The sequence below is a fragment of the Gemmatimonas sp. UBA7669 genome (genome assembly GCF_002483225.1).
Classification (GTDB): Bacteria; Gemmatimonadota; Gemmatimonadetes; order Gemmatimonadales; family Gemmatimonadaceae; genus Gemmatimonas.
In genome coordinates this window covers 118,962-145,775 of the sequence record NZ_DLHL01000063.1, presented here as the reverse complement: position 1 = coordinate 145,775, position 26,814 = coordinate 118,962, and the positions used below count along the sequence as shown (strand labels likewise).

The 26,814-nt window shown below is 66.3% G+C and carries 25 protein-coding genes and 2 tRNA genes; 25 read left to right on the top strand and 2 right to left on the bottom strand.

The genetic code is table 11. From position 1 onward, the window contains the following. Nucleotides 1–29: 29 nt before the first annotated feature. The 5 genes from B2747_RS19550 to B2747_RS19530 are packed head-to-tail and all read left to right on the top strand — an operon-like array spanning nt 30 to nt 3,960. On the top strand, nt 30–443 hold the full coding sequence (locus B2747_RS19550) for a cobalamin B12-binding domain-containing protein (RefSeq protein ID WP_291165017.1): 414 nt from the start codon (nt 30–32) through the stop codon (nt 441–443). Beyond that, nucleotides 440–2,056, top strand: coding sequence for an acyl-CoA carboxylase subunit beta (locus B2747_RS19545; protein ID WP_291165014.1), 1,617 nt, complete (start codon nt 440–442; stop codon nt 2,054–2,056). Before B2747_RS19550 ends, B2747_RS19545 begins: the two co-directional genes overlap by 4 nt. Continuing rightward, nucleotides 2,056–3,438, top strand: coding sequence for an acyclic terpene utilization AtuA family protein (locus B2747_RS19540; protein WP_291165011.1), 1,383 nt, complete (start codon nt 2,056–2,058; stop codon nt 3,436–3,438). Before B2747_RS19545 ends, B2747_RS19540 begins: the two co-directional genes overlap by 1 nt. Before the next feature lie 2 nt (nt 3,439–3,440). Then, nucleotides 3,441–3,797, top strand: a complete 357-nt coding sequence (locus tag B2747_RS19535; RefSeq protein WP_291165008.1) for an AtuA-related protein — start codon at nt 3,441–3,443, stop codon at nt 3,795–3,797. A gap of 7 nt (nt 3,798–3,804) precedes the next feature. Then, entirely contained in the window at nt 3,805–3,960 is a 156-nt protein-coding gene (locus B2747_RS19530; RefSeq protein WP_291165006.1) for a hypothetical protein, read from the top strand. A 161-nt stretch (nt 3,961–4,121) separates the two neighbouring features. On the opposite strand, the gene B2747_RS19525 is transcribed toward B2747_RS19530, so the two are convergent. Beyond that, nucleotides 4,122–4,847 (bottom strand): hypothetical protein, encoded by a 726-nt coding sequence (locus B2747_RS19525; RefSeq protein WP_291165004.1) that lies wholly within the window; start codon nt 4,845–4,847, stop codon nt 4,122–4,124. Between the two features lie 154 nt (nt 4,848–5,001). Here B2747_RS19525 and B2747_RS19520 point away from each other — a divergent pair, with 154 nt between their 5' ends. The 7 genes from B2747_RS19520 (at nt 5,002) to B2747_RS19490 (ending at nt 14,217) form a co-directional block, all read left to right on the top strand. Continuing rightward, nucleotides 5,002–7,539 carry a U32 family peptidase gene (locus B2747_RS19520; protein ID WP_291165001.1) on the top strand — a complete coding sequence of 846 codons (2,538 nt, stop codon included), beginning with the start codon at nt 5,002–5,004 and terminating at the stop codon, nt 7,537–7,539. A gap of 175 nt (nt 7,540–7,714) precedes the next feature. Then, nucleotides 7,715–9,484: a RecQ family ATP-dependent DNA helicase gene (locus tag B2747_RS19515; RefSeq protein WP_291164998.1), complete on the top strand. Its 1,770-nt coding sequence runs from the start codon at nt 7,715–7,717 to the stop codon at nt 9,482–9,484. Between the two features lie 84 nt (nt 9,485–9,568). Then, nucleotides 9,569–10,786, top strand: a complete 1,218-nt coding sequence (locus B2747_RS19510) for an acyl-CoA dehydrogenase (protein ID WP_291164995.1) — start codon at nt 9,569–9,571, stop codon at nt 10,784–10,786. 529 nt (nt 10,787–11,315) lie between these two features. After that, nucleotides 11,316–12,872 carry an Rne/Rng family ribonuclease gene (locus B2747_RS19505; RefSeq protein WP_291164993.1) on the top strand — a complete coding sequence of 519 codons (1,557 nt, stop codon included), beginning with the start codon at nt 11,316–11,318 and terminating at the stop codon, nt 12,870–12,872. 145 nt (nt 12,873–13,017) lie between these two features. Then, on the top strand, nt 13,018–13,335 hold the full coding sequence (gene rplU, locus B2747_RS19500; RefSeq protein ID WP_291164990.1) for a 50S ribosomal protein L21: 318 nt from the start codon (nt 13,018–13,020) through the stop codon (nt 13,333–13,335). Between the two features lie 48 nt (nt 13,336–13,383). Continuing rightward, a complete protein-coding gene (gene rpmA / locus B2747_RS19495; protein ID WP_291164988.1) occupies nt 13,384–13,677 on the top strand; it encodes a 50S ribosomal protein L27 in 294 nt (97 codons plus the stop codon). A gap of 129 nt (nt 13,678–13,806) precedes the next feature. After that, nucleotides 13,807–14,217 (top strand): hypothetical protein, encoded by a 411-nt coding sequence (locus B2747_RS19490; RefSeq protein ID WP_291164986.1) that lies wholly within the window; start codon nt 13,807–13,809, stop codon nt 14,215–14,217. On the opposite strand, the gene B2747_RS19485 is transcribed toward B2747_RS19490, so the two are convergent. Beyond that, nucleotides 14,192–14,860, bottom strand: coding sequence for a glycerophosphodiester phosphodiesterase (locus B2747_RS19485; RefSeq protein ID WP_291164984.1), 669 nt, complete (start codon nt 14,858–14,860; stop codon nt 14,192–14,194). The two genes, B2747_RS19490 and B2747_RS19485, sit on opposite strands and share 26 nt — an antisense overlap. 191 nt (nt 14,861–15,051) lie before the next feature. Between B2747_RS19485 and B2747_RS19480 the strand changes: the two genes are divergently transcribed. The 13 genes from B2747_RS19480 (at nt 15,052) to radA (ending at nt 26,780) form a co-directional block, all read left to right on the top strand. After that, entirely contained in the window at nt 15,052–15,606 is a 555-nt protein-coding gene (locus tag B2747_RS19480; RefSeq protein ID WP_291164982.1) for an RNA polymerase sigma factor, read from the top strand. Continuing rightward, complete coding sequence (locus B2747_RS19475; RefSeq protein ID WP_291164980.1) at nt 15,599–16,279, top strand: zf-HC2 domain-containing protein; 681 nt, start codon at nt 15,599–15,601, stop codon at nt 16,277–16,279. The genes B2747_RS19480 and B2747_RS19475 overlap by 8 nt, the downstream gene beginning before the upstream one ends. Further along, nucleotides 16,276–16,884, top strand: coding sequence for a hypothetical protein (locus B2747_RS19470; RefSeq protein ID WP_291164978.1), 609 nt, complete (start codon nt 16,276–16,278; stop codon nt 16,882–16,884). Before B2747_RS19475 ends, B2747_RS19470 begins: the two co-directional genes overlap by 4 nt. An 87-nt stretch (nt 16,885–16,971) precedes the next feature. Beyond that, nucleotides 16,972–17,055, top strand: a tRNA-Leu gene (locus B2747_RS19465). Between the two features lie 118 nt (nt 17,056–17,173). Beyond that, nucleotides 17,174–17,245: transfer RNA gene (locus tag B2747_RS19460), tRNA-Asn, on the top strand. A 111-nt stretch (nt 17,246–17,356) separates the two neighbouring features. Then, nucleotides 17,357–18,853 carry a leucyl aminopeptidase gene (locus tag B2747_RS19455; protein ID WP_291164976.1) on the top strand — a complete coding sequence of 499 codons (1,497 nt, stop codon included), beginning with the start codon at nt 17,357–17,359 and terminating at the stop codon, nt 18,851–18,853. A gap of 44 nt (nt 18,854–18,897) precedes the next feature. Then, entirely contained in the window at nt 18,898–20,781 is a 1,884-nt protein-coding gene (locus B2747_RS19450) for a TonB-dependent receptor plug domain-containing protein (RefSeq protein ID WP_291164974.1), read from the top strand. Between the two features lie 23 nt (nt 20,782–20,804). Beyond that, nucleotides 20,805–21,680, top strand: coding sequence for a YicC/YloC family endoribonuclease (locus tag B2747_RS19445; RefSeq protein ID WP_291164972.1), 876 nt, complete (start codon nt 20,805–20,807; stop codon nt 21,678–21,680). Continuing rightward, entirely contained in the window at nt 21,677–22,324 is a 648-nt protein-coding gene (gene gmk, locus B2747_RS19440; RefSeq protein ID WP_291164970.1) for a guanylate kinase, read from the top strand. Before B2747_RS19445 ends, gmk begins: the two co-directional genes overlap by 4 nt. After that, on the top strand, nt 22,324–22,530 hold the full coding sequence (locus B2747_RS19435; protein WP_291164968.1) for a DNA-directed RNA polymerase subunit omega: 207 nt from the start codon (nt 22,324–22,326) through the stop codon (nt 22,528–22,530). The genes gmk and B2747_RS19435 overlap by 1 nt, the downstream gene beginning before the upstream one ends. Nucleotides 22,531–22,889: 359 nt before the next feature. Then, the gene (locus B2747_RS19430; RefSeq protein WP_291164966.1) at nt 22,890–23,825 is read left to right on the top strand and encodes a uracil-DNA glycosylase; all 936 of its coding nucleotides are present in this window, start codon (nt 22,890–22,892) and stop codon (nt 23,823–23,825) included. Between the two features lie 7 nt (nt 23,826–23,832). Continuing rightward, a complete protein-coding gene (gene dnaB, locus B2747_RS19425) occupies nt 23,833–25,371 on the top strand; it encodes a replicative DNA helicase (RefSeq protein WP_291164964.1) in 1,539 nt (512 codons plus the stop codon). Then, a complete protein-coding gene (gene radA / locus B2747_RS19420) occupies nt 25,371–26,780 on the top strand; it encodes a DNA repair protein RadA (protein ID WP_291164962.1) in 1,410 nt (469 codons plus the stop codon). Before dnaB ends, radA begins: the two co-directional genes overlap by 1 nt. The last annotated feature ends 34 nt before the right edge of the window (nt 26,781–26,814 follow it).

Below are 26,814 nucleotides of genomic sequence, written 5' to 3'. Positions count from 1 at the left end.
CGACTTTTTCCTCCTGCTCCTCCGATCCGATGACTCGACCAATTCGCGTGCTGGTCGCCAAGCCCGGCCTTGATGGACACGATCGTGGCGCCAAGGTCGTGGCCGCCGCGCTCCGCGACGCCGGCATGGAAGTGATCTATACCGGCTTGCACCAGACCCCCGAGATGATCGCCACGGCCGCCGTTCAGGAAGACGTAGATGTCGTGGGCCTGTCGATTCTCTCCGGCGCGCACATGACGCTGTTCCCTCGGGTACGCGACCTGCTCGTGGAGGAAGGACGCGACGACATCCTGCTCACGGGCGGCGGTATCATCCCGAAGGAGGACATGGACCAGTTGCAGGCGCAGGGGGTGGCGCGCCTCTTCGGCCCCGGTACCAGCACGCAGGAACTCGTGGACTACATCCGTGAGTGGTTCGCGTCGCGCCAGCAGCAGGACGCATGAGCGGTCGCCTGCGTGAACTCGCCGACGAAATCCGCGAGTTGGAGGCCCGCCTGCGTTTGGGTGGGGGACCGGACAAGATTGCGAAGGAGCACAAGCGCGGCAAACTGACGGCGCGCGAGCGTGTGGACCGTTTGCGCGATCCCAACACGCCCTTCCTCGAGATCGGCCTGCTGGTGGCCCACGACAAGTATGATGGGCAGGCGCCTGGCGCCGGCGTCATCACGGGCATTGCCGTGGTTGAAGGTCGGGAAGTGGTCGTGGTGGCCAACGATGCCACCGTGAAGGCCGGTTCGTGGTGGCCCGAGACCATCACGAAGACGCTGCGCGCCCAGGAAGTGGCGATGCGCTGCCGCATCCCGATCATTTACCTCGTCGACTCGGCGGGCGTGAATCTGCCCTATCAGGGCGGCGTGTTTCCGGGACAGTACGGCGCGGCCCGCATTTTCTACTACAACTCCATCATGCGCCGGTATCTGCGCATTCCGCAGTTCGCGGCCGTGATGGGACAGTGTGTGGCGGGCGGTGCATATCTGCCGGCGCTCAGCGATGTCATCCTGATGGTGAAGGGCACGTCCTTCATGGGCCTCGGCGGCCCGAATCTTGTGAAGGGCGCCACGGGGCAGACCGTGGATGGCGAAACGCTCGGCGGCGCCGTGACACACACCGAAGTCTCGGGTGTGGCGCACTATGCGCTCGACGACGATCCGGCCTGCCTCGACAAGCTGCGTGAGCTGGTGTCCCGACTGCCCGCGCCGTCGCGCGCGGTGGCCTCGGCGTGGCGCCCGCCTGCCGAACCGCCCACGTCACTCTATGACCTGCTGCCCGCCGATCACCGCATGTCCTACGACATGCACGCGCTGCTGCGCGCGGTGCTCGACGAGGGCAAACTTGACGAGTTCCAGCCCAACCTCGCCAAGGAGATGATCTGCGGCGATGCGCGCATCGAAGGCATCCCCGTTGGCGTGATCGCCAATCAGCGTGGCCTCATCAAGGGACGGCCCGGTGAACGTCCGCGTTTCGGCGGCATCATCTACGCCGAAAGCGCCGAGAAGGTGGCCTACTTCATCGAGCGCTGCGACAAGCAGGGCATCCCGTTGCTCTTTGTGCAGGACGTGTCGGGCTTCATGGTCGGGCCGGACGCGGAGCACGAAGGCATCATTCGCGCGGGCGCACATTTCGTGGAGGCCATGGCCTGCGCCCGCGTCCCCAAAATCGTGCTCACGGTCAACCACGCCAGCGGCGCGGGCTACTATGCCATGGCCGGGCAGGGCTTCGATCCCGACTTCATCCTGTCGTGGCCCACGGGTCGCATGGCCGTGATGGAAGGCGAAGCCGCTGTACAGGCCGTGCACGGTCCGGCGCTCGACGCGGCCAAGAAGGCCGGTACCACGCCGGCGCCGGAAGTGCTGGAAGCGGTTGAACAGATGCGCGCGGACTACGAAACCCAGCTCGATGCGCGGTACGCGGCGGCGCGCGGCTTTGTCGACGCCATCGTGTACCCGGAAGATACGCGGGATCTGTTGGCGCTCGCGCTGCGCGCGGCCAGCCAGAATCACGGACCGCACCTTGGCGCCTTTGTGCTGCCGCCCATGCCCACCTTCGGAGCTTCGTGATGTCGGAGTCGCAACAGAACGGGTCGCGCGTCGTGCGCGTGGCCAGCGGACAGGGATTCTGGGGGGACTGGCTGGAAGCCCCCCGCCGTCAGGTGGAAGGCGGTCAGGTGGACTACCTGATGCTGGACTACCTCGCGGAAGTCACCATGTCCATCGTGCAGAAGCAGAAGGAGCGCGATCCCCGCATGGGATACGCGCGGGACTTCATTGGCGCGATGGAGAGTGTGTTTCCGGCCGTGGCCGAGCGCGGCGTGAAGGTCATTGCCAACGCTGGTGGGGTGAACCCGATGGCCTGCGCCGACGCCGTCCTCGAAGCGGCCAGCAAGCATGGCGTGCGTGGCAAGATTCGCATCGGCGTGGTCACCGGCGACGACATTCTCGATCGCCTCGATGAGCTGCTCGCGGCGGGTCACGAGCTGCGCAACATGGACACCAACGAGCCGCTCGCGAACATCCGTGACCGCGTGCTCTCGGCCAACGCGTACATCGGCTCTACGCCAATCGTGGAGGCGCTGCAGCAGGGCGCCAACGTCGTGGTCACCGGTCGCAGCACCGACACCGCGCTCACCATGGCGCCGCTGCGTCACGAGTTCGGGTGGGCCGCCGACGACTGGAACCGGCTCGCGGCAGGAATTGTGGCCGGCCACATTCTCGAGTGTGGCGCGCAGTGCTCGGGCGGCAACTGCCTGCACGACTGGCGCAACATCCCCGATCTGGCCAACGTCGGCTATCCCATTGCCGAGGCGCAGGCCGATGGCACGTTTGTCATCACCAAGCACGCCAACACCGGCGGCCGCGTGAGTGTGCCCAGCGTGACGGAGCAGCTGGTGTACGAAATGGGCGATCCGAACGCGTACATCACGCCCGACGTGGTGGCCGATTTCACCAGCATCCGTCTCGAAGACGCCGGTGAGAATCGGGTGCGGGTGCACGGTATCACCGGTGGGCCGCCGACGCCCTTCCTCAAGGTGTCCATTGCCTATCGCTCGGGCTACAAGGCCGTGGGCACGCTGGTGTACTCCTGGCCCGACGCCATGGAGAAGGCGCAGCTGGCCGACCGCGTACTGCGTGAGCGTCTCGACAACCTCGGTCTCAAGTTCGATCAGGTGTTGAGCGAGTTCGTTGGTGCCACGGCCACGCATGGTCCGTTGGCGGGTGATGGACGTGAGGCGCCGGAAGTGCAGTATCGCATTGGCGTGCGTGGCAGCGACCGCGCGGCCGTCGAGCGCTTTACGCGCGAGATTGCGCCACTCGTGCTCAACGGTCCGCCGAGTGTGACCGGCTTTGCCGGTGGTCGCCCCAAGGTTGAAGAAATCGTGGCCTACTGGCCCGCGCTGCTCGACAAGCGCGCCGTGTCCACCGCTGTCACCATCGTGGAGTGAGCATGCAGGTTCGATTGCTGGACATCGCCCACGCCCGCAGCGGCGACAAGGGAGACACCGCCAACGTGGGCCTCATTGCCCTCAAGCCGGCGTGGTATCCCATCCTCGATCGCTACGTGACGCGTGATGCCGTGGCCGCGCACTTCGCCGGCCAGATCACGGGTGACGTGGTGCGCTTCGAGTTGCCCAATCTCGGGGCGCTCAACTTTCTGCTGCATGGTGCGCTCGATGGCGGTGGCACGCTGTCACTCAAGACCGATGCACAGGGCAAGGTGTACTCCACGGCGTTGTTGCGCCTGGTGATCACCGTTCCCGATGCGGAAGCATCGGCGGCCGGCCTTCCGGCCTACGCGGGCTGATCGCGCGGTGATTCTCCGTCTTCGGCTCGTGCTCATTGTGGGGGGCGTGGTGGCCTTCACCATGGCTCAGCGCACGGGGCAGGAGTGGCTGCGCTGGCTGGGCATCGCGCTGGTGCTCATTGCGCTGGGTCTGCGATTCCTCCGGCGTCTCAACCGCTCCTGACGCGTGTCCTGACACGTTCCGGCCACACATTCCGGTCAGCCACCGGAAACGATGCACCACAAGACAGCGCGCCCCGGGAACCTTGCTGGTCCCCGGGGCGCGCTGCTGTGCTGTGATGAACCTGGCAATGTACCTGGTGCCGTACCTGGCGAAGGCCGCGTTCAGCCGGGCCAGATGCGGTCGGCAATGCGCGCGAGACTCCGCGCCGCGATGCTGCTCTTGCCGGTGTTGGTACCCCCCTTGAGCGGCAAGTACGACACCATGAAGCCGACGTCCGACTTGCCACCACCGCCGCCCTTGAGCGTGCTGCCGATGTCATAGACATCAGGCGCCGAGCCCACGAGGCCTTTGGTGACTTCGATGCCCACCTTGGCGTTCGACGGCACACCGGACGACGCGGGGCTGACGAGATTGCTGATGCCCCCACCGAGCATGCCGCCGGTGAACAACGCCATGCTCTTGAAGGCGTCCATGCCGCCGTCGTGAATCTCGATGGCCTTGCTGGTGGTGCGATGCATGTGCCATTTGCAGCAGATGGTGAACCCTTCCATGGTGTTCGTGGCCTTGTAGCTGTAGGCGCCGGTTTTCTCCTCCAGCTCCCGCGTCAGCATGGCATCAAAATCGTCCTCATCCTCGACGATCTCACGGCCCTTGATCGTGAACCGCACCCCCTTGGCTTGCGCCAGCCAGGCCACGATCTCCTTTGAAGAATCACCGCGAATGAGCACCGGGTAGATGCCAACGCCGTCCTCACTGAACAGATAGCGTCGCTTGCTGCCATCCGCGGCCGGTGTCGCGGGAATGAGACTGGTATTCTCGATCCCGTACGCCATACGGTTGAAGCTGTGCACCTTGCCGCTGCGCATCCGGTAGAGCGTAACCGCCATGTACTCCTCCATTGACGTGAACCCGTTCCGCCCGCGCTGGAAACCCGCGGAGCCGTCCGACTTCTGCAAAGTGCAGGGTCAATTCGGCTCTCGCAATCGGAATTGAGACTCGCGAAATCTTCGGTCTTCGCTCGGGGGTGGTTAGATTTTCCGAATGCCCCGCTCGTCGCAGGTTCCCGAACTTCTCGCCCCCGCCGGCACGCTGGACGCCGTACGGGCCGCCGTGGCCAATGGCGCCAATGCCGTGTACCTCGGCGCGTCCATGTACAACGCGCGCGACGAGGGCGCGCAGCTGTCCCTCGACGAGCTGGAACAGGCCTGCGCCATTGCCCACGGGCGCGGCGTGCGCGTGTACCTCACGTTCAATGTGCTGATCAAGCCCCACGAGCTCGTCGAAGCCCTGCGCTATCTCGGCGAGTGCGTGGACCGCGGCATCGATGCGGCCATTGTGCAGGATCTTGGCGTGGTGCGGCTCATCCAACGCGTGTATCCGCAGCTTGAGGTGCACGGTTCCACGCAGATGACCATTCATGACGTGGCCGGTGCACGCGTCATGCAGCGGCTCGGCGTTGAGCGCGTGGTGTTGGCGCGGGAGAATACCCTGGAGGACATCCGGGCCATCCGCACGGAAGTGCCCGACCTCAGTCTCGAGACATTCGTGCACGGCGCGCTGTGCATCTCGTACTCCGGTCAGTGCTTCATGTCTGGCATGATCAGCGAGCGCTCAGCCAATCGCGGGTCCTGTGCCCAGTCGTGTCGCAAGGATTACACGCTGAACGATGAGATCACCGGCGCCACGCTCGACCGCGGCTACCTCATTAGCACCAAGGATCTGGCGGCGCACGATCACCTGGAAGCCATTGCAGATCTCGGTGTCGGCTGCCTCAAGGTGGAAGGTCGCAAGAAGAAGCCCGAGTACGTGGCCACCGTAACCAAGGCCTATCGCGGGTGGCTCGACGCCATCGCGCGGGGAGAACGGGGACAGGCGCCGTCGCCGGATGCTGTGGAACCGCTGGTGCAGATCTTCAGCCGCGGCAACACCGGCGGCATGTACGGCGGGCGTCAGGGTCGGGAGTACATCACGCGCACGCAGCCCGACAATCGTGGTCTGCCACTTGGCATGGTGGTGGGGCAGGAGGGACAGGATCTCATTGTCGAAGTGTCCCGCGCTCTCGCGGTTGGCGACGGCGTCGGTTTCGAAGCGCCGGAGGAGGGGTCTGCAGCGTCGCTCGGGGGCAGTGTACAGCAGGTGCGCACCCTGTCTTCGCGTGCCGGTGTATTCCGTCAGGCAGTCCATGTGCGCAGTGGGCCGCGGGTGGTGCGCGTGTCCGAAGGCTGGCGGGTGGTGCGCACGAGCGACGCCACGCTGCTTGCGGCGGCGCAGGCCAGCTACGCGGCGGTACCGCTTCCAACGCGCGTGGGCCTCACGCGCGTGGATGTGCGCTGCTTCGGACATGCCGGTGGGCCGCTCAAGACGGTGTGGCAGTGCGGCGAGCATGAAGTCACGGTGCGTGGCGATGTGGCGCTGGCACCGGCCAGCAAGCGCGCGCTCGACATGACCCAGTTGCGCGAGCAATTCGGCCGCCTCGGCGAGACGCCGTTCAAGCTGGGGAGTGTGGACATCAGCGGGCTCGCCGCCGGACTCTTTCTTCCGGTGAGTGAGCTCAACCAGCTGCGTCAGCAGGCCACCGAGCAGTTGCTTGAGCAGCGCAGTTGGGCGGCCATGAGTGAGCAAGCCGTTCGCGAATCACAAATTGCCGAGCAGGTGGCGCGCATTGAGGCCGTAACCGTTTACGAGAAGGGCGGGATGGCTGCGAGCGAACGCGCGGACGAGCCACTCGCGCTGCGTGCGATTGTGTACGATCTCGACGGTGCGCGCGCCGCCGCGGCAGGCGGCGCGACGGAGGTGGTGCTCGATCCGTTTCTCCGGCACCCGATGCCCCCGGTTACGCGGGTCACCGCGCTGCGCGATGAACTGGCGGCGCAGGGCGTCGGGCTTCGTTTGCGCACGCCCACCATCGTGCGCCCGGAAGAACGCAAGCGCCTCGACAAGTGGCTGGCTCTGGGATTGCCGGTGCTTACGGGCCACGTCGGGCTGCTGGCCGAGTTGGCCGAGGCGGGCGTGCACGTAGTTGGAGACTACGCTACCAACGTGTTCAATCAGCACACGGCCGCCTGGCTGTTCGAACTCGGGGCGCAAAGGCTCACGGCGTCCATTGAGCTCACCACGGCCGAAATGCTCGACGTGATGAGTCCATGGCAGGGGCGCGGGTTCGATGTATTGGTGTATGGTCGCACCGAGGGCATGACCATTGAGCACTGTGTGCTAAGTGCGGCCTTCGAGCGTGAGCCGACCACCTGCCGCGACCTCTGCGTGCAGAAGCACACGAACGTGTCCCTCACCGATCCGGCAGGCTACACGTTCGCGGTGGCCACCGACAGCAACTGCCGCAACCGTCTGCTGCATTCGCGCCCCATCGATGGCAGTGAGCATCTCCCCGCGCTGTGGGCGCAGGGCGTGCGTGGCTATCACTTGCTGTTCAACGTGCCGGGCGACCCCATAGAGGCCATCGTACGGGGCTATCGCCAGCAGCTCGATGCGCTGGCGGCTGGCGAGTCGGCCGACGCCATGGCCGTGCGGACCCTGCTCAACGGCGAGTTTACGCGCGGACATTTTGCGCGGGCGGTGTGACGCGCGGGCGTCGCAACCTTCGGTTCGCGACCTTCGGTTCGCGACCTTCGGTTCGCGACCTTCGCGTCACAACCGGCACGTCGCGGCGCATGCGTCAAATTGATGTCGCATCGTTCGTGTCCCGTGCTTAGCATGCGGCATGTCCGCTTCGCGCACTTCCATACCGCAGACTGACGTGTCCGCCGCGTTCGATCAGGCGCGCGCCACGCTGCGGCAGCATTTCGGCTATCCGGAGTTCCGTCCGCCGCAGGTTCGTGCGGTGCAGGCGGTGTTGTCGGGTCGCGACGCGCTGGTGGTGCTGCCCACCGGCGGCGGTAAGAGCCTGTGTTATCAGGTGCCGGCGCTCATGCGCGAGGGGCTGACCATTGTGGTCAGTCCACTCATCAGCCTCATGAAAGATCAGGTGGAGGCGCTCGAGCGACGCGGACTCAGTGCGGCCTACATCAACAGCACGCTGAGCAGCAACGAAGTGTCCGATCGCATGGCGCGGGCGCGCGATGGCTCACTCAAGCTGCTGTATCTGGCGCCGGAGCGCATGGACGCGGGCCGCACGATGCAGCGCCTGGCCGACATTGGTGTGGCCCTGCTGGCTGTGGATGAAGCGCACTGCATCAGTGAGTGGGGTCATGACTTCCGGCCCAGCTACCGGCGCATCGGTCGCATTCGCGACGGGCTGGGTGGACCGCAGACGGTGGCGCTGACCGCGACGGCCACACCGGATGTGCGACAGGACATTGTCAAGCAGTTGGCACTGCGCGAACCCGAGGTGGTGGTGGCCGGCTTCGACCGCACCAATCTCACGTATCACGTGGTGCCCACGCGCACGCAGCACGACAAGGACAGCACGGCGGTGCAGTGGCTGCGCGAGGCCGAGGGGCCGGCCATTGTGTATGCGCCCACCCGCAAGGCGGTGGAGCGCGTGACGGCCACTCTGGTGCGCGGTCGCATTCGCGCCACCGCCTATCACGCGGGCCTCGACGACAGTCTGCGTCAGCGCGCGCAGGACGCCTTCATGAATGAACGCGCGCGGGTCATCGTCGCGACCAGTGCCTTCGGCATGGGCATCGACAAACCCGATGTGCGTCTGGTCGTGCATCACGCCATGCCGGGTACGCTGGAAGCGTACTACCAGGAAGCCGGGCGGGCAGGGCGCGACGGCAAGCAGAGTACCTGTGTGTTGCTGCACAGCTATCCCGATCGATTCACGCACGAGTTCTTCATCGCCAACGCACATCCCGAGCGCAGCGTGGTGGAACTGGTGTGGAAGCAGATGCAGCAGGCGGCCGATCCGACGGGCTTCGCGCCGCTCACGCTGGAAGACCTCGTGCAGCGCGTGCCGCCCAAGGTGGGCGACCGCAAAGTGGGCGCCGCGCTCAGAGTGCTGATGGCGCATGGCCTGTGCACCATCGAACCGCCAGCGCCGGGCCGCGTGTTCGTGCGGCTCCTGGCCACACCAGCGCGCATCACGCGCGAACTGGTGGGAGAGCGCGAGTTTGATCGGGAAGTGCTGCGCGCGCTTTGGCGCGCGGTGGGCAAACGTCTGGAGACTGGTGCGAGTGTGGATCTCGACGGTTTGCCGCCTGGACTTGGCGGTGCGATGGGTCTGGTCCCGGTCCTGGAGCGACTCGAGTCGCAGCAGTTCGTCACGTGGACGGCAACGGGCGGTGGCATGCGCATCGATCCACGAGTCCAGACCGGGCAGACCATTCCGGTGGACTGGGCGCTGCTGGAGCGTCGGCGTCAGGCCGACCTCGGTCGACTCGATGCCATGCAGCGGTATGCGCAAACCCGCTATTGCCGAAGAGCGTTCGTCCTGCGCTATTTCGGAGACCCTGAGGCCCGCGCCTCGTGCGGTGCCTGTGATCGCTGTCTGGGAACGAGCAATGCGCCCGCGGCCCTTGAGAGTTCACGGCCCGCGCGAACGCGCACCCGGCCTCGTGCGTAGCCTTGCGGGGGACGCGTGCCACGTGCGGGCACCGGTCCCACCTGCAGTTGCCCTCCTTTACCTGCCCTGAACCCACCGTCGGCAATGGACGACAGTTTGTACTTCTCCGAGCAGCATCTCGCTGTTCGTGACATGGTCAGCGCCTTCGCGCGCGAGCATGTGGCGCCGGTCGCGGCGCAGCATGACGAAGCCTCGACGTTCCCCTGGGAGAACGTGAAGAAGATGGGCGAGCTTGGTCTGCTTGGTGTGCCGTGGTCCGAAGAGCTTGGCGGCGCCGGCTTCGATACGATCAGCTTCATGATCGCCATCGAAGAGCTGGCCAAGGTCTGCGCGTCGCACTCGATCACCATCAGCGCCCACACCACGCTGGGCACCTCGCCCATCGTCAACTTCGGTACGAAGTCGCAGCTCGAGCGCTATGTGCCACTCCTGGCCAGCGGCAAGGTGCTCGGCGGCTTCGGCCTCACCGAGGAAGCGGCAGGCAGCGACGCCGGCGGTACGCGTACCACGGCCGTGAAGAAGGGCGACCGTTACATCCTCAACGGCAGCAAGCGTTTCATCACGCACGCGGGCGTTGGTGAGGTCTTCGTGGTCACGGCCGTGACTGACCCTTCGGCGGGCACGAAAGGCATCTCGAGCTTCATTCTCACCAAGGAATCGGTGGACGTCGACGCCTGCCGCGTGCTCGGTGTGGGTCATGACGACACGCTGCCCAACATGCCGGGCTTCAAGGCCGGCAAGAAGGAAGACAAGCTCGGCTGGCGTGCGTCGGACACCCGTGAACTGCTGTTTGACAACGTGGAAGTGCCCGAAGAGAACTTGCTGGGCACCGAAGGCCTGGGCTTCATCAACTTCATGAAGACGCTCGATGCCGGTCGCATCGGCATCGCGGCGCTGTCGCTGGGCATCGCCCAGGGGGCGCTCGATGAGTCGCTCAAGTACGCCAGCGTGCGCAAGCAGTTCGGCTCGGCCATTGCGAGCTTCCAGGGCGTACAGTTCCAGCTGAGTGACATCGCCACGGAAATCGAGGCGGGCCGTCACCTCATGTACCATGCCGCCTGGCTGTCGCAGAACGGGAAGCCGTTCGGCAAGGAAGCGGCCATGGCCAAGCTGTTCTGCTCGGAGTTGGCCATGCGCGCCACCATCAAGGCCATCCAGATCCATGGCGGCTACGGGTACACGAAGGACTACCCGGTGGAGCGCTACATGCGCGACGCGAAGATCTGTGAAATCGGCGAGGGCACGAGCGAGATCCAGCGTCTGGTCATCGCGCGGCACCTGCTGAAGGGATTGGCGGCCTGAGGTACTCGGGACTCGCGACCTGAACGCAGAACCCGGGACTGATCAGTTCCGGGTTTTGCGTTTGGGTGAGGAGTTTTGAGTATCGACTTCAGCCACATTGCGGGAAACCCTCACCCCACGGTAGCTTACGCCGTTCCTTTAGCCGTCGCTTCAGGCGCCGGCGGCCCGCGCGACTCGCGGGCCGTTTGCGTTTGTGCGGAGGGCCGGCCGGGGCCAGCGCGCCGCCGACCGACCCACGTACGCGTCTCACCGCCCGACACACCTCGTGTGCGTCGATCGCGGATGCCCGTGTTCATTCCCGTGTTCTGCGCCTCCTGCTGCGGTCGGTCAGTCCGACGCGCTGGATGGCCGCGTTGGCGGGCGCGAGGTGTCCGTCCGATCGGTCGGTCTGGTGGGGGAGCCCTGTGACGTTTGTCCGTGCCGCGGCCCCCTCCTCCGGCGCGCGCGGGCCATCCCGTAGGTTCACCGTGTTGCACCGCGGCCTCGGTGCCTGGAGTCGCCAGGCGCCCTGCGAACGTGGTATGCGTCAATGAAGCGAGAACTCCTGGTGAATGCGACACCGCGCGAAACGCGGGTCGCCATTCTCGAGGACGGCCAACTGGTGGAGTTGCTGGTCGATCGGCCCGATGCCCGCCGCATGGTGGGCGATGTCTATCTCGGGAAGGTCGAAGCCGTGCTGCCCGGTATTCAAGCCGCCTTCGTCAACATCGGTACCGAAAAGTCCGCGTTTCTGCACGCGGCCGACGTGGTCGTGGAGAACGAACAGGTCTCCGACGACGATGACGACGACGAGGATTCGTCGGACGACAGCGGCGGCGGTGGTCGCCGCGGGCGCCGAGAGGTTCGTCCCATTCAGGACCTGCTCAAGCGCGGCCAGGACATCCTGGTGCAGATCACCAAGGAGCCGATCTCAACCAAGGGGCCCCGGGTCACGGCCCAGGTTTCGCTGGCCGGTCGCTTCCTGGTGTACATGCCCTTTGCGTCCAAGGTGGGCGTGAGCCGCAAGATCGACGAGCGGGGCGAGCGTCAGCGCCTGCGCGCCATGGTCGGGGAAATGCTGCCCGACGACGCCGGCGGCGTCATCGTGCGTACGGTGTCGGAAGACGCCACCAAGGAAACGTTCGAGCGTGAACTCAACACGCTCATGAACAACTGGAAGCGCATCAAGCGCAAAACCCAGTTCCTGCGCGCGCCGGCCCTCGTGCACCGCGAAACGAACGTCACGCGCGGCCTCGTGCGCGACCTGTTCAGCGCCAAGGTGGAGCGCGTCTCGGTCGATTCCAAGCAGGTGTACAACGAGATCACCGAATACCTGCAGGGCATCGCGCCCGAGCTGGTGGAGCGGGTCAAGTTGTATGAAGCCACGGTGCCCCTGTTCGACAAGGAAGGCATCGAGACCGAAATCCGTGACTTGTTCAAGCGCCGCTGCGATCTGCCGAGCGGCGGCTATATCATCATCGAGCAAACGGAAGCGCTGGTCTCCATCGATGTGAACTCGGGGCGATACACGGGCAAACGTGACCCCGAGAAGACCATCTTCAAGACCAACACCGAAGCCGCCCGGGAAATTGCGCGGCAGCTGCGGCTGCGCGATGTGGGCGGCATCATTGTCTGCGACTTCATCGACATGGAGACGCAGGCCAACCGCGACAAGGTGCTGCACGAGCTCCGCACCCACCTGGGTCGCGACCGCGCACGCACCAAAGCCTTTGCCGTCTCCGAACTGGGGTTGGTGGAGATGACGCGCCAGCGGGTGCGCCAGAGCCACTACCAGAGCATGACCGAGGCCTGTCCGACCTGCAGCGGCACCGGACGCGTGTTCACGCCCGAGACCATCGTGCGGCGCACCGAGCGGGCCGTGCGGCGCATGGCGGCCGAGGGGCGGAAGGAGTCGGTCACCCTCCGGCTGCACCCGGAGGTGGCGCTCCACGTGCTGGAGCAGGAACACGAGTTCGTGAAGCGGCTGGAAAAACTGGCCGGGTTCCCGCTCGAATTGCGCGACGATCCGCTGCTCAAGCCCGACGAGATCAAACTCGTGGTGCGGGGCGCCCAGCGGGACATCACCCAGCAGTACGCCCTGGCCTGAGTCGCAAAGACTTCAGCCTGGGCAAACGCCCCATCACGTTCCCCGCAATATTCCCCGACTCGGCTGCCTTCAGCCAGTTGACACCTAAACCGTGTTCCGGTAAGCTTCTAGGCTACGTTTGGAACGCATCTACCTGGAATCACCCATGAGCTACGCGATCATCCGCACCGGCGGCAAGCAGTACCGTGCCGAGCCGGGCAAGACCCTTCGGATCCCCTCGCTGCTTGGCGAGGCGGGCACCGCCGTCGAATTCAACGACGTGCTGCTCGGCTCCGACGGCTCGCAGGTCCGCCTGGGCGTGCCCACGCTCTCCGGCGCCAAGGTCACGGCGGAGATCGTGAAGCACGGCCTCGAAGACAAGATCATCGTCTTCAAGTTCAAGCGCCGGAAGAACTACGCCCGCAAGCAGGGCCACCGGCAGAAGTTCACGGAAGTCCGCATCAAGGACATCACCCTCGGCTGAGCATCGGCGGCGCGCCTCGCGGTGCGCTGCCTTTCCGGAGTATTCGTCATGGCACATAAGAAAGGCGTCGGCTCCTCACGCAACGGCCGCGATTCCAATCCGAAGTACCGGGGAATCAAGAAGTACGGCGGTGAGTTCGTGACGGCTGGCAACATCATCCTGCGTCAGTGCGGCACCAAGTGGCACCCGGGCGCCAACGTGGGCATGGGCACGGACTACACCATCTACTCGCTGGTGGACGGCGTGGTGCAGTTCGCACACAAGAGCAAGAAGGCCTACAAGGTCAACGTGCTCCCCGTGGAGTACGTCGAAGAAGACTCCGAGCAGACGGTCGAGGCGTAAGCCTCCCGGCTCACCGGCGTGCATGGAGCGTCCCCGCAAGGGGGCGCTCTTTTGCGTTGGGCCCGCAACTTCCGGAGGCCGGTAACCGTAGGGTCTCCACACGCCACTCCACCAGCAAGGACGGATACCATGGCACTGTGGGACAAGGTCAAGCAGGGCATCGACAAGGCCGGCAAGGCCGCGCAGGACGTGTTCGACGAGGGGAAGCTGCGCGTCGACGCCTATCGCGTGCGTGAGCAGGCGGACAAGGCGGCCGAGGCCCTGGGGTATGCGGTATTCCGCGCCCTCGAGGCAGGCGGGGAACTTGAGGCGGACGCGCGGGCCCGGCTCATGGACGCCCTCCGCCAGAAGGACAACGAGGCGCGGCGTCTCGAAACGGATCTGGCGAACGCCAAGGCCGCGGCCAGCGCGGGGGCCTCGCCGGGCAGCCCGCCGCCGCCGCCGGCCGATCCCAGCGCCCCGTCACCGGCGTCCACAGGCCCCACGGCGCCCCCGCCGTCGGCCGGGGCCGAGGCTAGCCCGCCAACGCCGCACGCATAGCGCCCGGCAGGTCCGTACACAGACCGTCCACCCCCCACGCCGCCAACAGGCGCGCGTGGGGGATGTCGTTTGCCGTCCAAGCCATGAGCTCGAGACCGCGGGCGTGGACGGCGTGAACCAGGGCCTCGTCGATCTGGTCCACGTGCTGCCACAGCGTGCGGGCAGCGCTGCCGGCCAACACCCCATCCAGCGACAGCGGGTAGGACGTACTGAGCAGGCCAATGGGTGTGGACGGGCGCCGCGCCTTGAGCGCCACCGGGATGCGATGGTCGAAGGCGTGCACCGCGCTGTCCACCTGCGGATAGGCATCCAGCACGGACGCCACCAGGGCCTCGATGCCTCGTCCCTTCACTTCCACGTACATGGTGGCGCGCGCCCCGACCAGGTCGAACACGGCGGCCAACGTGGGCACAGGATCCCCTGACGACAGTCGGCGGTCGGCGAGTTCGGTCCAGGTCAGGTCGGCGATGGCATCCCGTCGTCCGTTTGAGGCAGGCAGTTGGGCGTCGTGGTGCACCACACAGACGCCGTCGCGGGTGGCGTGCACGTCCAGTTCGATGCCGTCGGCCCCCTGGTCAAGGGCCAGCGCAAAGGCGCGCAGGGTATTCTCCGTGGCGTCCCGCGAGGCTCCGCGATGGGCCACGATACGAGGGCGGTGGCGCGGGGGCATCAACGACCCATCTCTGGCCTGTTCTGTGCTGTCCATGAGGCGAAGCTCCGCTTCACCGCCCGCCCGGTCAAGCACTGGGCCGTCATCGGTCCGTCACCAGTGTTCAGGGTTTGGGACCACAGGTTAACATTGGCGATCCCGCAGCGTCCAACCATCAGCAAGGTATGATCGACGCCACCCAACAGGAGGATGCCCGGCTTGACGGCATGCTCATCGAACAGTGGAAGGCTGGCGACCAGCGCGCGGCGACGCTCCTCGTGGAGCGGCACGCTGAGGCGTTGGCGCGCTTCGCCGCCAAGCTGGGGGTGCGCGATGAGATCGACGAAGTGGTGCAGGACACGTTTGTGCGGGCGTTTGCTGCGCTGGACCAGTTTCGGTCGGACAGCTCGCTGCGCACCTGGCTTTTCACCATCGAACGCCGGTTGATCATCGACCGGCGACGCGGTGAGGCAAGGCGGTCGGGCACTGTGGAGTTGCAGGACGCCGATGCCGTGACGGGCTTCGACGCTCTCGACTCGCTGATGGCGGATGAACTGTCGCAACGGGTGACCCAGGCGCTCTCGCGCCTGACCCGGCTGCAACGGGAGGTGTTCCTGCTGCGCGTGCAGGAAGGCCGGAGTTACCGGGATATCGCCGAGATCCTCGACACCAGCGAGGGGTCGGCCCGGGTGCACTACCACAACGCGATGCGGGCGGTAAAGGAGTTTCTCGATGACTGAGTGTCGCAGCCCCGAGCTGCAGGACCTGCTCCCCGATTACGCGGCGGAGTTGCTGAACGAAACGCAGATGGCGCAGCTGGCCGAGCATGTGGCGTCGTGTACGCCCTGCGCGGACGATCTGGAGCTACTGCGGGTCGTGCAGCGCGTGCGTCCGGTGGTGGCCATGCCTGACGTGGCACGCATCGTGGCCGCCTTGCCGGCGCCGCCGCGAGCGGTCGATCCGGTTGCCGATCCGATGGTTCGCGACATCAGCACGGCGCCGTCCATGCGGACGCCGTCGGTTCGCCCACGCCGTGTGAGTGGTGCCCGTGGTTTGATGGAACGCGTGCCCTCGCTGCGCATCGCCGCCGTCCTGGGTGTGCTGCTGGCTGGCGCGGCGTCTGTCATCGTGGCGCGGCAGGGCGTGCGGGCCTTCGACGGCTCCGGCACGGTGGTGGCCGCCGAGAGCCTCATGACGATCTCCGCCTTGCCGGACAGCGAGTCGCTGGCCGTGGCGCAGCCGTCGGTCGATCTGCCGGCGCCGGATGTGTCCGTGTCGTACGGAGACCTGGGCAACTACACCGACGAAGAATTGCAGCGCATGCTCGACCGGCTTGAAGCCTGGGATGGCGCGCCCAACTCGGAGCCGATGCCGTCCGGGCTTGCCAATGCCCTCGGCGGGGGCCCGCGATGAAGACGACGATGTGGCACCGGCTCGTTGGTGCGTCCCTCGGTGGGCTGCTGTTGATGGCACCGGCGCTTGCGGCGCAGGGCGGACCGCCCGGAGGACCTCCCGGAAGCACGCCGCGTCGTTCAGGGTACAGCGGGGCGCAGCGTGCACAGGAGCTCGAGCGCCAGTTTCGTGAGCGTCTCGATTCACTGGTGCGGGTGCGTCTGCAACTGACCGACGAACAGCACAGCCGGCTGCGTGAAGTGGCCTCGCGTACCGAGCAGGAACGGCGCACGCTCCGTGGCGAAGAAATCCGCATTCGTCTGGCGCTGCGTCGCGAGCTCATGGCTGGCGACAAGGCCAACGAAGCCCGCGTGGCGGAGCTGCTCGATCAGGTACCGGTGCTGGAGCGCCGTCGTCTTGAAGTTTCGGAGCAGGAACTCAAGGAGCTCTCGCGCTTTCTCACCGCGGTGCAGCGTGCCCGGTACTTTGCCCTGCAGGAACAACTGCGCTGGAGCATGCAGGAGATGCAGCACAGTCGCATGGGTGACGGCAAGGACGAACGGGACCGCCGCGATACCAGCAGCAGTCGACGTCGGGGCTATCAACGGCCGCCTGGCGAACGCTGAGCATGGACTGAACGGAACGGGGCAGGCCGGCGGTAGCGGGCGCTGCCCCGTTCGTGTACACTTGGTGGTGCGCCGTACCTGGCGCGAGCCCGGATGGCGGAATTGGCAGACGCAGAGGACTCAAAATCCTCCGACCGCAAGGTCTTGTGGGTTCGACCCCCACTCTGGGCATGCCGTTGGGGGGCCATGTGTGAGACGAGTCACCGAGGGTGACCAACGCTTGCGCAGGGTGGTGCGTTACAGCGGCAAACCCATGCGCGTCCGGTTGGTGGACTGCATCGGTTTCTGATGGGGTGTAGCTCAATGGCAGAGCATCCGACTGTTAATCGGACGGTTGGTGGTTCGAGTCCACCCGCCCCAGCTTCTCAAGGCCCGGTACCGCGCTGCGGTGCCGGGCCTTGTGCATTAGCTTCCGCGTTTCCTGCGCGCCGGCTGGTGCCGGCGTCTCCGAATTTTCGACTCTGGCTCCGTCATGCCGCTTTCCTTCTCGCTTACCCACGCCGCTGCGGCGTCGCTCGAGACATCGCTGCTGGCGATTGTGCTGCCATCCGATGTGTCGTGGAACGCGTCGTGGCAGTCCGTCCTCGAGCCACTTGATACCCAGCTGCATGGCACGCTGTCGCGCAGTCTGACGCGTCGGGACTTTCGCGGCGGACGGGATGAAACGCTGCTGCTTGCCGGCGGCGACACGGGGGTGCAGCGCGTGCTGCTGGTGGGACGCGGTGCGGCGCCGCTGAGCCGAAGCGTGGCGCGCCGCGCAGCCGCCGTGGCCGCGCGTGCGGTCAACAAGTTGGGCGTGCCCGAGATGACTTGCTGGATACCCGGTAGTGAAGGTGACGTGGCCGCCATTGAAGGCCTGGCCATTGGCGCCGCCGCCGGGTCCTGGCAGTACGCAGAGTTGCTCACGCCACCGGCGGAAAAGGATCGGCGCGCTCGCGTGGAGCGCGTGGTGCTGCTGACCGCTGATACCGACGACGCGCGCCGCGCCCTGGCCGCCGGCGAGGCGCTGGCCGCCGGACAGGACCTGGCCAAGAGGCTCGGACAGATGCCGGGCAATTACTGCACACCGGAAACGTTCGTGGAAGTCGGCCGCGACATTGCCTCGCGACACGGCATGCATCTCACGGTCATGGGCCGATCCGACATGGCCGACGCGGGCATGGGCTCGTTCCTGTCGGTCGCGCAGGGTACGTCGCAGGAGCCGCGCCTCGTGGTGCTGGAGCACCGCGGTGGCCCGGCCGATCAGCAGCCGGTCGTGCTCATCGGCAAGGGGCTGTGCTTCGACACGGGCGGCATCTCCATCAAGCCCGCTCCCGAGATGGAGTGGATGAAGTTCGACATGTCGGGCGCTGGCGGTGTGATGGGCGCCATGGAAGCCATCGGTCGGATGCAGCTGCCGGTGAACGTGGTGGGCATTGTGGGGTCTACCACCAACATGCCAAGCGGAGAAGCGGTGAAGCCGGGCGACGTGGTGCGTGCGTCCAACGGCAAGACCATCGAAATCATCAACACCGACGCAGAGGGCCGTCTCGTCCTGGCCGACCTGCTCGTGTACGCCCGGCGCTTCAATCCGGCGGTGGCCATCGACGCGGCCACACTCACCGGGGCCATCGTGATTGGCCTGGGCCACAATGCCGTGGGGGTATTCGGGCCGGAGCAGGCAGTGGTGGACGAAGTCCTGGCGGCCGGTGAGGCCGCTGGTGAGCCGGGTTGGGCGCTACCCATGTGGGATGACTACCGCGAGCAGATCAAGTCCGACGTGGCCGATGTGAAGAACACGGGTGGCCGCGCCGCCGGCTCCATCACGGCGGCGCTGTTCCTGCAGGAGTTCGTGGACGGATTCCCCTGGGTGCATCTCGACGTGGCCGGCACGGCCTACTCGCAGGCCGATCTGGGTTGGATTCCGCGGGGCCCAACCGGTACGCCGGTGGGCACCTTTGTTGAATTCGTCCGGGCCCGGGTGTCTTGACGTCATGGCGGACCCGCGCGCTGGCTCTCGTCGCTCTGGTGACGATGGCCGGCGCTGCCCGAAGTACGGCCCATGCGCAGGGGCAGACGCCCCCGCGTCCACCGGCTGACAGTGCGGCGGTGGCCGATTCCATCGTGCGCGCGCGCATCCTCGCACGCACCGACAGTGTGCGGCAGGCCATTCTTGCGGACTCCATCAAGTCGCCGTTGACGCGTTACGAAACGCCGATGCGCGAGACCGAGGAGCGTCTGCGCTTCACAGGGCGCGAGATTCTGTCGAGTGGGGCGGTAAACCTCGCCGATCTGCTCGATCGTGTGCCGGGTGTCAGCACCTTTCGCAGTGGCTGGATGGCCGGCCTGCACGTGGCCACCTACCTGGGCGATGCCCGTCGCGTTCGTCTCTTCATCGATGGCCTGGAAGTCGATGCCATCGACGTGCGCAATGGCGGTGCGGTGGATCTCACCGACATCCAGCTGTGGGCGTACGACGAGATCGTGATCGAGCGCGCGCCCAGTGAAGTGCGCGTGTGGATGCGCACGGCCTCAGTCGTGAAAACGACGCCGTTCACCCGCGTCGACATCTTCACGGGTGACCTCAACACCAACGGCTTCCGCGGGCTGTTTGCCCGACGCTGGCGCAACGGTCTCATGCTGCAACTGGGCGGGCAGCAGGTCGCCACGCAGACCGGTCGCGTCTCCGCATTTGGCGCACCAGCCGGACAGACCACACAGTTGCGAAGCGACGGCAGTGTGCAGTCGTTCAGCGGTCGTTTCGGATGGGCGCGCAACAAGTGGAGCGTGGACGCCTACGGCAGCAACGTGGCGCGCGAACGCGACTCGCACACACCGCGCGAAGACTTCGACAGTCTGCCGTCCTACAAGGGCCAGCGCCGCGAAGGCTATGTGCGCGTGGGTTACGGCGACACGTTGCGGGGCTTCTGGGCGCAGGCCGTCAGCGGTGCGCTGCGCGTGCGCATGCAGGGCGATAGTGGCGCCACGTCGTCGGATGACGGATCGGCAGGAGGGGAGGACGGCGCCGATTCAACGGAGACCGACACCACTGTGGTCTCGCTGGACACGCTACGCTCACAGACGCAGCACCTGGTGGCGGTTGGGTACCGCGCTTCATGGTGGAACGCGTCATACACGCATCGTGCGCGCCCCATGGACGGTGCACTGCGGCATGCGCCCGCGCTGCGCGTAGGTGCCACCTGGCGCATCTTCGACGCTTCGGCGTATGCGGAGCGCAATGGGCGCGACAGCACCGATCGCACCGACCTCCGGCTGCGTGCCCGGCCATTCCCGTGGCTGCAGCTTTCGGCGGCGCACAGCACGCGATCGCCCGACGACACCACGGGCCGACCACAGTCCAGCGCACTGCGCGCCGAGGGCGCTGTGCGGATTGGCCAGTTGTGGGTGGGTGGCGGTCTGGTGCGCGAAGACGCCACGCAATTCGACAATCTGGTGCTCGTGGGTGCGCCGGCCCGGGTGCTGGCCAACGCCGCATCAACCGGTGTGCTGGTCAACGCGCGTGGCCGCTTGTACAAGGATCTGCGCCTCGACGTGCAGACCATTCGCTGGGACAAGGCCCAGTTCACCACGCCGCAAACGCACGTGCGCGTGGAGTTGGCACTCATCAGCGACTGGCTGAGCCGCTTCCCCAAGGGTGAGTTCAGCGTCAACACGCGACTCATTTACGATCGACGTGGCGGGGTGCCGTTCTTCTACGGCGAAAACGACGAAGGCCTCGATCTGCGCGTCACCGAGCCGGCCCAGGTGGTCACCGGGATGCTGGAGCTCCGCATTCAACGCGCCATCCTGTTCTACCAGTACCGCAACCTGACAGGCGGCCAGTACGAGCAGATCCGCGGCATCACCATGCCGTCGGCCGTGCAGATGTATGGCGTGCGCTGGGAGTTCTGGAATTGACCCGGCCTGCCTAGCTTGCAGCGATGATTCGCTCCATGACCGGCTACGGCCAGGCCGAAGGCACCGTGGGCGCCCTGCGCGTGCACGTGGACGTGCGCACGGTGAACCACCGCTTCTTCTCACCGAGCATCAAGCTGCCCGGAGCCTTTGGCCGATGGGAAGCGGACGTGCGCGAAGCCATGCGGCTCAAGGTGAGCCGCGGTCATGTCACGCTGACCGCGCGCAGTGAACGCACGACGGAAAGCGCGCTCGGTGTCGACGAAGCCCGCTTTGCCGCGGCCGTTGATCAGTTGCGCACCCTGCTCACGCGCCATGCCTTGAGTGGTGGAGTGGACCTCGCCACGGTGTTGCGCATGCCCGACGTGCTCGCCGCGCCGCGTGAAGACGACACCAGCGGCACGTCCGCGGAGTTGCTGGCCATTGTCGACCGGGCGCTTGATGGGTTGGCCAGGTCCCGCAGCGAGGAAGGGCTGCGCCTTGCGGCGGTGCTGCACGAGCGCCTGGCCCTCATGGAGCAGGCCATGCAACGCATCGCCGAGCGGGCCCCGGAGCGCCTCATCGCTCACCGCGACCGTCTGCGTCTGGCGGTCAAGGAGTTGACCGACGGCTTGCAGGTCGATGAGGCCCGACTGGCGCAGGAGATTGCGATTCTGGCGGACCGGATGGATGTGGCCGAGGAGTTGGACCGCTTCCGATCGCATGTGACCGCGTTTCGCGCCACACTGGAGGACCAGGCCGGCGAACCGGTGGGCAAGCGTCTGGGATTTCTGTTGCAGGAAATGCTGCGCGAGGTGAACACGACGGGCAGCAAGGCTGCAGATGCGGCCATTCTCCATGAGGTCGTGGGGCTCAAGGAGGAGTTGGAACGCATCCGCGAACAGGTCGAGAACCTCGAGTGAGCTCTTTTCCGGTCATTTTGTCCGCCCCAAGTGGCGGTGGGAAAACCACGATCGCTCGTCGTCTGCTGGAGCGGCGGAGTGATTTGGGTTATTCTGTGAGTTGCACGACGCGTGCACCACGCGAGGGCGAGGTGGACGGCCGGGACTACCGGTTCCTGTCGCGCGACGCCTTCCTCGATGGCGTATCGCGCGGCGACTTCGCCGAGTGGGCGGAGGTGCACGGTCAGCACTACGGCACCCTGCGCTCGGAGGTCGAGCGGGTGCTGGGAACGGGCCGCCACGTGTTGATGGACATCGATGTGCAGGGTGCGCGGCAGTTCCACGCGGCGTTTCCCGACACGGTGCTGATCTTTGTCCTGCCGCCGTCGGGTGAGGTACTCAAGTCCCGCCTGACCGCGCGCAAGAGTGAGGATCGGGAGAAGTTGCTGGTGCGTTTGCGCAACGCGCGGGCCGAGTTGGGAGAAGTCGGTCGCTATCACTACGTGGTGGTGAACGACGATCTCGAGCGGGCCGTGGAGCAGGTGAGTGCGATCATCGACGCCGAAGGACTGCGCCACGATCGGGTGCATGCCGTGGAGGCGCAGGTGGAGGCACTGATCGCACAACTCGAGCAGGAAATTCACGACTTCAGCCAGGGCGACTGATGCAGGTTTTCACACCGACCGACGTTACCAAGCACGCGGCCAACAAGTACCTCAGCGTGCTCATCGCGGCCAAGTTTGCGCGGGTGCTGAACGAGTTCCCCCGTGATCGTTCGCTGCACGAGAAGAAGCTCACCACGCGCGCCCTCGAGGAGCTGTCGTCCGGGGAGATCGACTACAAGGTCGTGCCGCGGCGTCGCTCGGCCTGACCGGCGGCTGCGGCGACCAGCGCCAAGGTGCTGGTTGCCGCGAGCCGAGTGTTCGGCACTCGCGCCGCGCCGCGACTTCGGTCCCGGCGCGGCGCCGTTTCTTCCCCCCTGTGTGTCGCCCCCACCTCCCTTCGTGATTGTCGCCACGCGTGGACGCCCGAGATCGCCTTCGTCGATACCTGGAGCAACGTCGCGAACTCGGTGAATCCGAGTTTGTGCTTGATGGGCTGTCCGTCGAAGACGCGATGCGCCTGTTGGGGGTTCGCGGGGGGGGAGCGGCCAATGCATCGGTGCGGAGTAACCGGGGCACTGCGCCTGCGGGAGACGAGCCGCCTCGCGTCTCGCGGCCGGCTGCACCGGTGGCGCCTTCCGCTCCAGACGATGCGGACATTGCCGCGCAATCAGCACCACCGCCGCCGCCGCCACCCGCTCCCGATGCGCGCTTCGATGCGCAGTCCAGCACGGACTGGCGTGAGACGCTGAGACAGGCGGGCACGAGACGCCCGGATGGGGATGCGGGCGCTGCGTCCTTGCCGGCTCAGCCCACCCCGGCGCGTACGAGCTCACCGGCCCCGGTATCCCCCGCGGCCTCCGCCGCGAGTCTGTCCGGCGTGCCTGCGGTTCTGCCGGATTGGCTGGCGGCACTGGGTGTGCCCGCCGGTCTCGAGGCCGGCGCTGCGCGTGTGCAGGACCTATCACCCGACGTGTCCGCGTTGCCGTCCCTCGAGGCCGTTGCGCAGCATATCGCGGCATGCCAGCGCTGTGGACTGCACAAGACCGCGCGCAATCCGGTACCGGGCGAGGGACATCCCCGAGCCGAGTTGCTATGCGTCGGCGAAGCGCCGGGCGCCAACGAGGACATGCAGGGGCGTCCGTTCGTGGGTGAGGCGGGTCAGTTGCTCACCAAGATTCTGGCGGCCATTCAGTTGGGGCGCGACGACGTGTTCATCCACAACGTGCTCAAGCATCGTCCGCCGGGAAATCGCGACCCGAATCCCGACGAGGTGCTCGCGTGTCAGCCCTATCTGCTGCGGCAGATCGAGCTGGTGCGTCCGCGCGTCATTCTCGCGCTGGGACGCTTCGCGGCGCAGACCCTGCTGCAGACCGGCACCGCCATTGGCGCGCTGCGTGGGCGCATTCATCGCTTCCACGGCGTGCCACTCATCGTCACCTATCATCCCGCGGCGCTGCTGCGCAATGAAGCGTGGAAGCGTCCCACGTGGGAAGACGTCAAGTTGGCGCGTCGTGTGCTCGACGCCGCACGCGCCGCCGAACCGCAGCGATCGTTCGAGTGAGTCGTTCATGACCAGTCTTGCCGTCACCGCCACCGGTGCCGCACCGGTGGTTGCCACCGCCCCATCACGCGATCCGTACAAGGAACGCCGTCCGCCCTGGTCCGAGGAAGCGGAGCAGGCCGTGCTGGGCGCCATGCTGCTGGACGCCGACGCCATCATGCGCGCGGCCGAGCATGTCGATGACTCGATGTTCTACCGCGAGGGACATCGTCGTCTGTTTCGCGCCATGGTGGCCATTACCGAGCGTGGCAGCGTGGTGGATCCGCTCACGCTGGCCGATGAGCTCGAACGGCGTGGTGAGTTGGAGCATGCGGGCGGACGCGAGTATCTCGCCTTCCTGCTCGATGCGGTGCCGACCGTGGCCAACGTGGAGTACCACGCACGCATCGTGAAGGAGAAGGCGCTGCTGCGTCGACTCATCGAGGTCAGCACCGAGATCGTGCAGGAGGCCTTCGAGGGACGCACGACCGCCACGGATCTGCTGGACAACGCGGAATCGCGCATCTTCTCGCTGGGACAGAGCAAGGAGAAGAGCGGATTCGCGCGCATCAAGGAACTGCTCTGGCCGGCCATGGAGAAGCTCGAACTCCTGGCGCAGCGCGATCAGGCCATTACCGGCGTGCCGACGGGCTTCACCGAGCTCGACCACATGACCTCGGGCTTCCAGCCGGCCGACCTCATCATCGTGGCCGCGCGACCGTCCATGGGCAAGACGGCGTTCACGCTCAACATCGCGCAGCACGCGGCCATCACGGCCAAGGTGCCGGTGGCCTTCTTCTCGCTCGAAATGAGCAAGGAGTCGCTGGTGCAGCGTATGCTGGCGGCGGAAGCGCTGATCGATGCGCAGGCGTTGCGTAAAGGTGGTAGGGCGCTCGACGAATCGATGCCACGTCTGGCGCAGGCCGCTGGTATTCTGAGCCATGCGCCCATCTTCATCGACGATACGCCGGGCATCACGTTGCTCGACATGCGCGCCAAGTCGCGCCGTCTCAAGGCCGAACACGACCTCGGCCTCATCATCGTGGACTACCTGCAGCTCATGACGGGACCGGCCGGCGTGGAGAACCGTCAGCAGGAGGTCTCGCAGATCTCGCGAGGACTCAAGGCGCTGGCCAAGGAACTTGGTGTGCCGGTGGTGGCGCTCTCGCAGTTGTCGCGTGCACCGGAACAGCGGACCGGTGACGACAAGGGTCGCCCGCAGCTCTCCGACCTGCGTGAGTCGGGCGCCATCGAGCAGGACGCCGACGTCATCATGTTCATCTTCCGTCAGGAAGTGTATGCAGAGCGCGACGAGAACGGTCGCCTCAAGGATCCGTCGCTGGAGGGACGTGCCGAGATCATCATCGGCAAGCAGCGCAATGGTCCCATTGGCAGTGCGCGACTGTTCTTCCACAAGCAGTACACGCGCTTCGACAACTTCTCCAATCGTGAGCCACCGCCGGAGTATGGCGGCGGTGGGTATGGAGGAGGTGGTGGAGGCGGGTATGGTGGCCCCAAGCTCGTGAAGGGCGGTGATGACGACGACTTCAGCGGCACGCCCTTCTGATGGCCAAGGCTGGCGGCAAGTCGCGGTCGGTGTATCGCTGCACGGAGTGCGGGGCGGAATCACCCAAGTGGGCGGGACGCTGCGAAGGCTGCGGCGCGTGGAACACCCTGGCGGAGGAAGTGGTGTCGCCGGTGGTCACGAGCAAGCGCACCGCGGCCAGGCAGGCCGGAGGCGTTGCCGCGCCCACCGTGGCGCTCGGCCGCGTCTCCACCACGGCCACACCGCGCTGGCGAACCGGCCTCGACGAGTTCGACTTTGTGCTCGGCGGCGGCATCGTGCCGGGCAGCATGGTGCTGGTGGGTGGTGAGCCCGGCATCGGCAAGAGCACACTGCTGCTGCAGGTGGCGGCGCGCCTGGAGCAGGCGGGGCTGGCCACGCTCTACGTATCGGGCGAAGAGAGCGCACTGCAGGTGCGCCTGCGTGCGGAACGGCTGGCCGAAGACGCGGCCGCGGTGTCGCTGCTGACGGAGACGTCGCTGGAAACGATCATCGCGTCTGCTGAAGTGGCGGGAGCCGATGGCCGCCGGCCGCAGGTGCTCATCGTGGACTCCATTCAGACGGTGCATACGGAACTGCTGGAAGGCGCGCCGGGCAATGTGGGGCAGGTCCGCGAGTGTGCCGCCCGTCTGATGCGCTTTGCAAAGGACAGCAACACCACCGTGTTCGTGATTGGACACGTGACCAAGGGTGGTGGCATCGCCGGCCCAAAGACACTCGAACATATCGTCGACACGGTCCTGTATTTCGAAGGGGACGGTACGCTCGATCATCGTGTGCTGCGCGCCACCAAGAATCGCTTTGGCAGCGTGGACGAGATCGGCGTGTTCCGGATGCTCGAGTCGGGGCTCGTGCCCGTCGAGAACCCCTCCGCACTCTTCCTCGGCGATCGCCGGGATGTCGCCAGCGGCAGCGCGGTGTGTGCGCTGATGGAAGGCACGCGTCCCGTGCTGGTGGAAGTGCAGGCCTTGGCGGCGCGGGCGGGCTTTGGCACGCCGCAACGTGTAGCCAACGGTATCGACAGCCGCCGATTGGCGCTGCTGCTGGCCGTGCTCGACAAGCGCGGCGGGTTCTCGTGCGCGCAGCTCGATGTGTTCTGCAACGTGGTGGGCGGCATGCGGGTGCAGGAACCCAGCGTTGATCTCGCGGTGGTGGCGGCACTCGCGTCGAGTGTCGTGGACCGTCCACTTCCGGCACAGGCGATCTTTCTGGGCGAGCTGGGGCTTGGTGGGGAAGTGCGTCCGGTGTCGCAGGTCGAGCGTCGTCTGGCCGAAGCGGCCAAGCTGGGCATGACCACCGCCTATCTCTCCGATCGGGCGCTGCCGCGCCGTGTGCCAGGCGACATGCGGCTGATCGGCGTGCGCACCCTGCGCGACGTGCTCGAGCGCACGCTGGGCAAGGGCGCGGAATGACTGGCGACGCTGCACGTCAGCCTACGCGGCAACG

Bases quoted from the DNA above. Each gene is read 5' to 3' on its own strand.
- B2747_RS19550 (WP_291165017.1), top strand. From the start codon at position 30: ATGACTCGACCAATTCGCGTGCTGGTCGCCAAGCCCGGCCTTGATGGA.
- B2747_RS19545 (WP_291165014.1), top strand. From the start codon at position 440: ATGAGCGGTCGCCTGCGTGAACTCGCCGACGAAATCCGCGAGTTGGAG.
- B2747_RS19540 (WP_291165011.1), top strand. From the start codon at position 2,056: ATGTCGGAGTCGCAACAGAACGGGTCGCGCGTCGTGCGCGTGGCCAGC.
- B2747_RS19535 (WP_291165008.1), top strand. From the start codon at position 3,441: ATGCAGGTTCGATTGCTGGACATCGCCCACGCCCGCAGCGGCGACAAG.
- B2747_RS19525 (WP_291165004.1), bottom strand. From the start codon at position 4,847: ATGGCGGTTACGCTCTACCGGATGCGCAGCGGCAAGGTGCACAGCTTC.
- B2747_RS19520 (WP_291165001.1), top strand. From the start codon at position 5,002: ATGCCCCGCTCGTCGCAGGTTCCCGAACTTCTCGCCCCCGCCGGCACG.
- B2747_RS19510 (WP_291164995.1), top strand. From the start codon at position 9,569: ATGGACGACAGTTTGTACTTCTCCGAGCAGCATCTCGCTGTTCGTGAC.
- B2747_RS19505 (WP_291164993.1), top strand. From the start codon at position 11,316: ATGAAGCGAGAACTCCTGGTGAATGCGACACCGCGCGAAACGCGGGTC.
- rplU (WP_291164990.1), top strand. From the start codon at position 13,018: ATGAGCTACGCGATCATCCGCACCGGCGGCAAGCAGTACCGTGCCGAG.
- rpmA (WP_291164988.1), top strand. From the start codon at position 13,384: ATGGCACATAAGAAAGGCGTCGGCTCCTCACGCAACGGCCGCGATTCC.
- B2747_RS19490 (WP_291164986.1), top strand. From the start codon at position 13,807: ATGGCACTGTGGGACAAGGTCAAGCAGGGCATCGACAAGGCCGGCAAG.
- B2747_RS19480 (WP_291164982.1), top strand. From the start codon at position 15,052: ATGATCGACGCCACCCAACAGGAGGATGCCCGGCTTGACGGCATGCTC.
- B2747_RS19475 (WP_291164980.1), top strand. From the start codon at position 15,599: ATGACTGAGTGTCGCAGCCCCGAGCTGCAGGACCTGCTCCCCGATTAC.
- B2747_RS19470 (WP_291164978.1), top strand. From the start codon at position 16,276: ATGAAGACGACGATGTGGCACCGGCTCGTTGGTGCGTCCCTCGGTGGG.
- B2747_RS19455 (WP_291164976.1), top strand. From the start codon at position 17,357: ATGCCGCTTTCCTTCTCGCTTACCCACGCCGCTGCGGCGTCGCTCGAG.
- B2747_RS19450 (WP_291164974.1), top strand. From the start codon at position 18,898: ATGGCCGGCGCTGCCCGAAGTACGGCCCATGCGCAGGGGCAGACGCCC.
- B2747_RS19445 (WP_291164972.1), top strand. From the start codon at position 20,805: ATGATTCGCTCCATGACCGGCTACGGCCAGGCCGAAGGCACCGTGGGC.
- B2747_RS19435 (WP_291164968.1), top strand. From the start codon at position 22,324: ATGCAGGTTTTCACACCGACCGACGTTACCAAGCACGCGGCCAACAAG.
- dnaB (WP_291164964.1), top strand. From the start codon at position 23,833: ATGACCAGTCTTGCCGTCACCGCCACCGGTGCCGCACCGGTGGTTGCC.
- radA (WP_291164962.1), top strand. From the start codon at position 25,371: ATGGCCAAGGCTGGCGGCAAGTCGCGGTCGGTGTATCGCTGCACGGAG.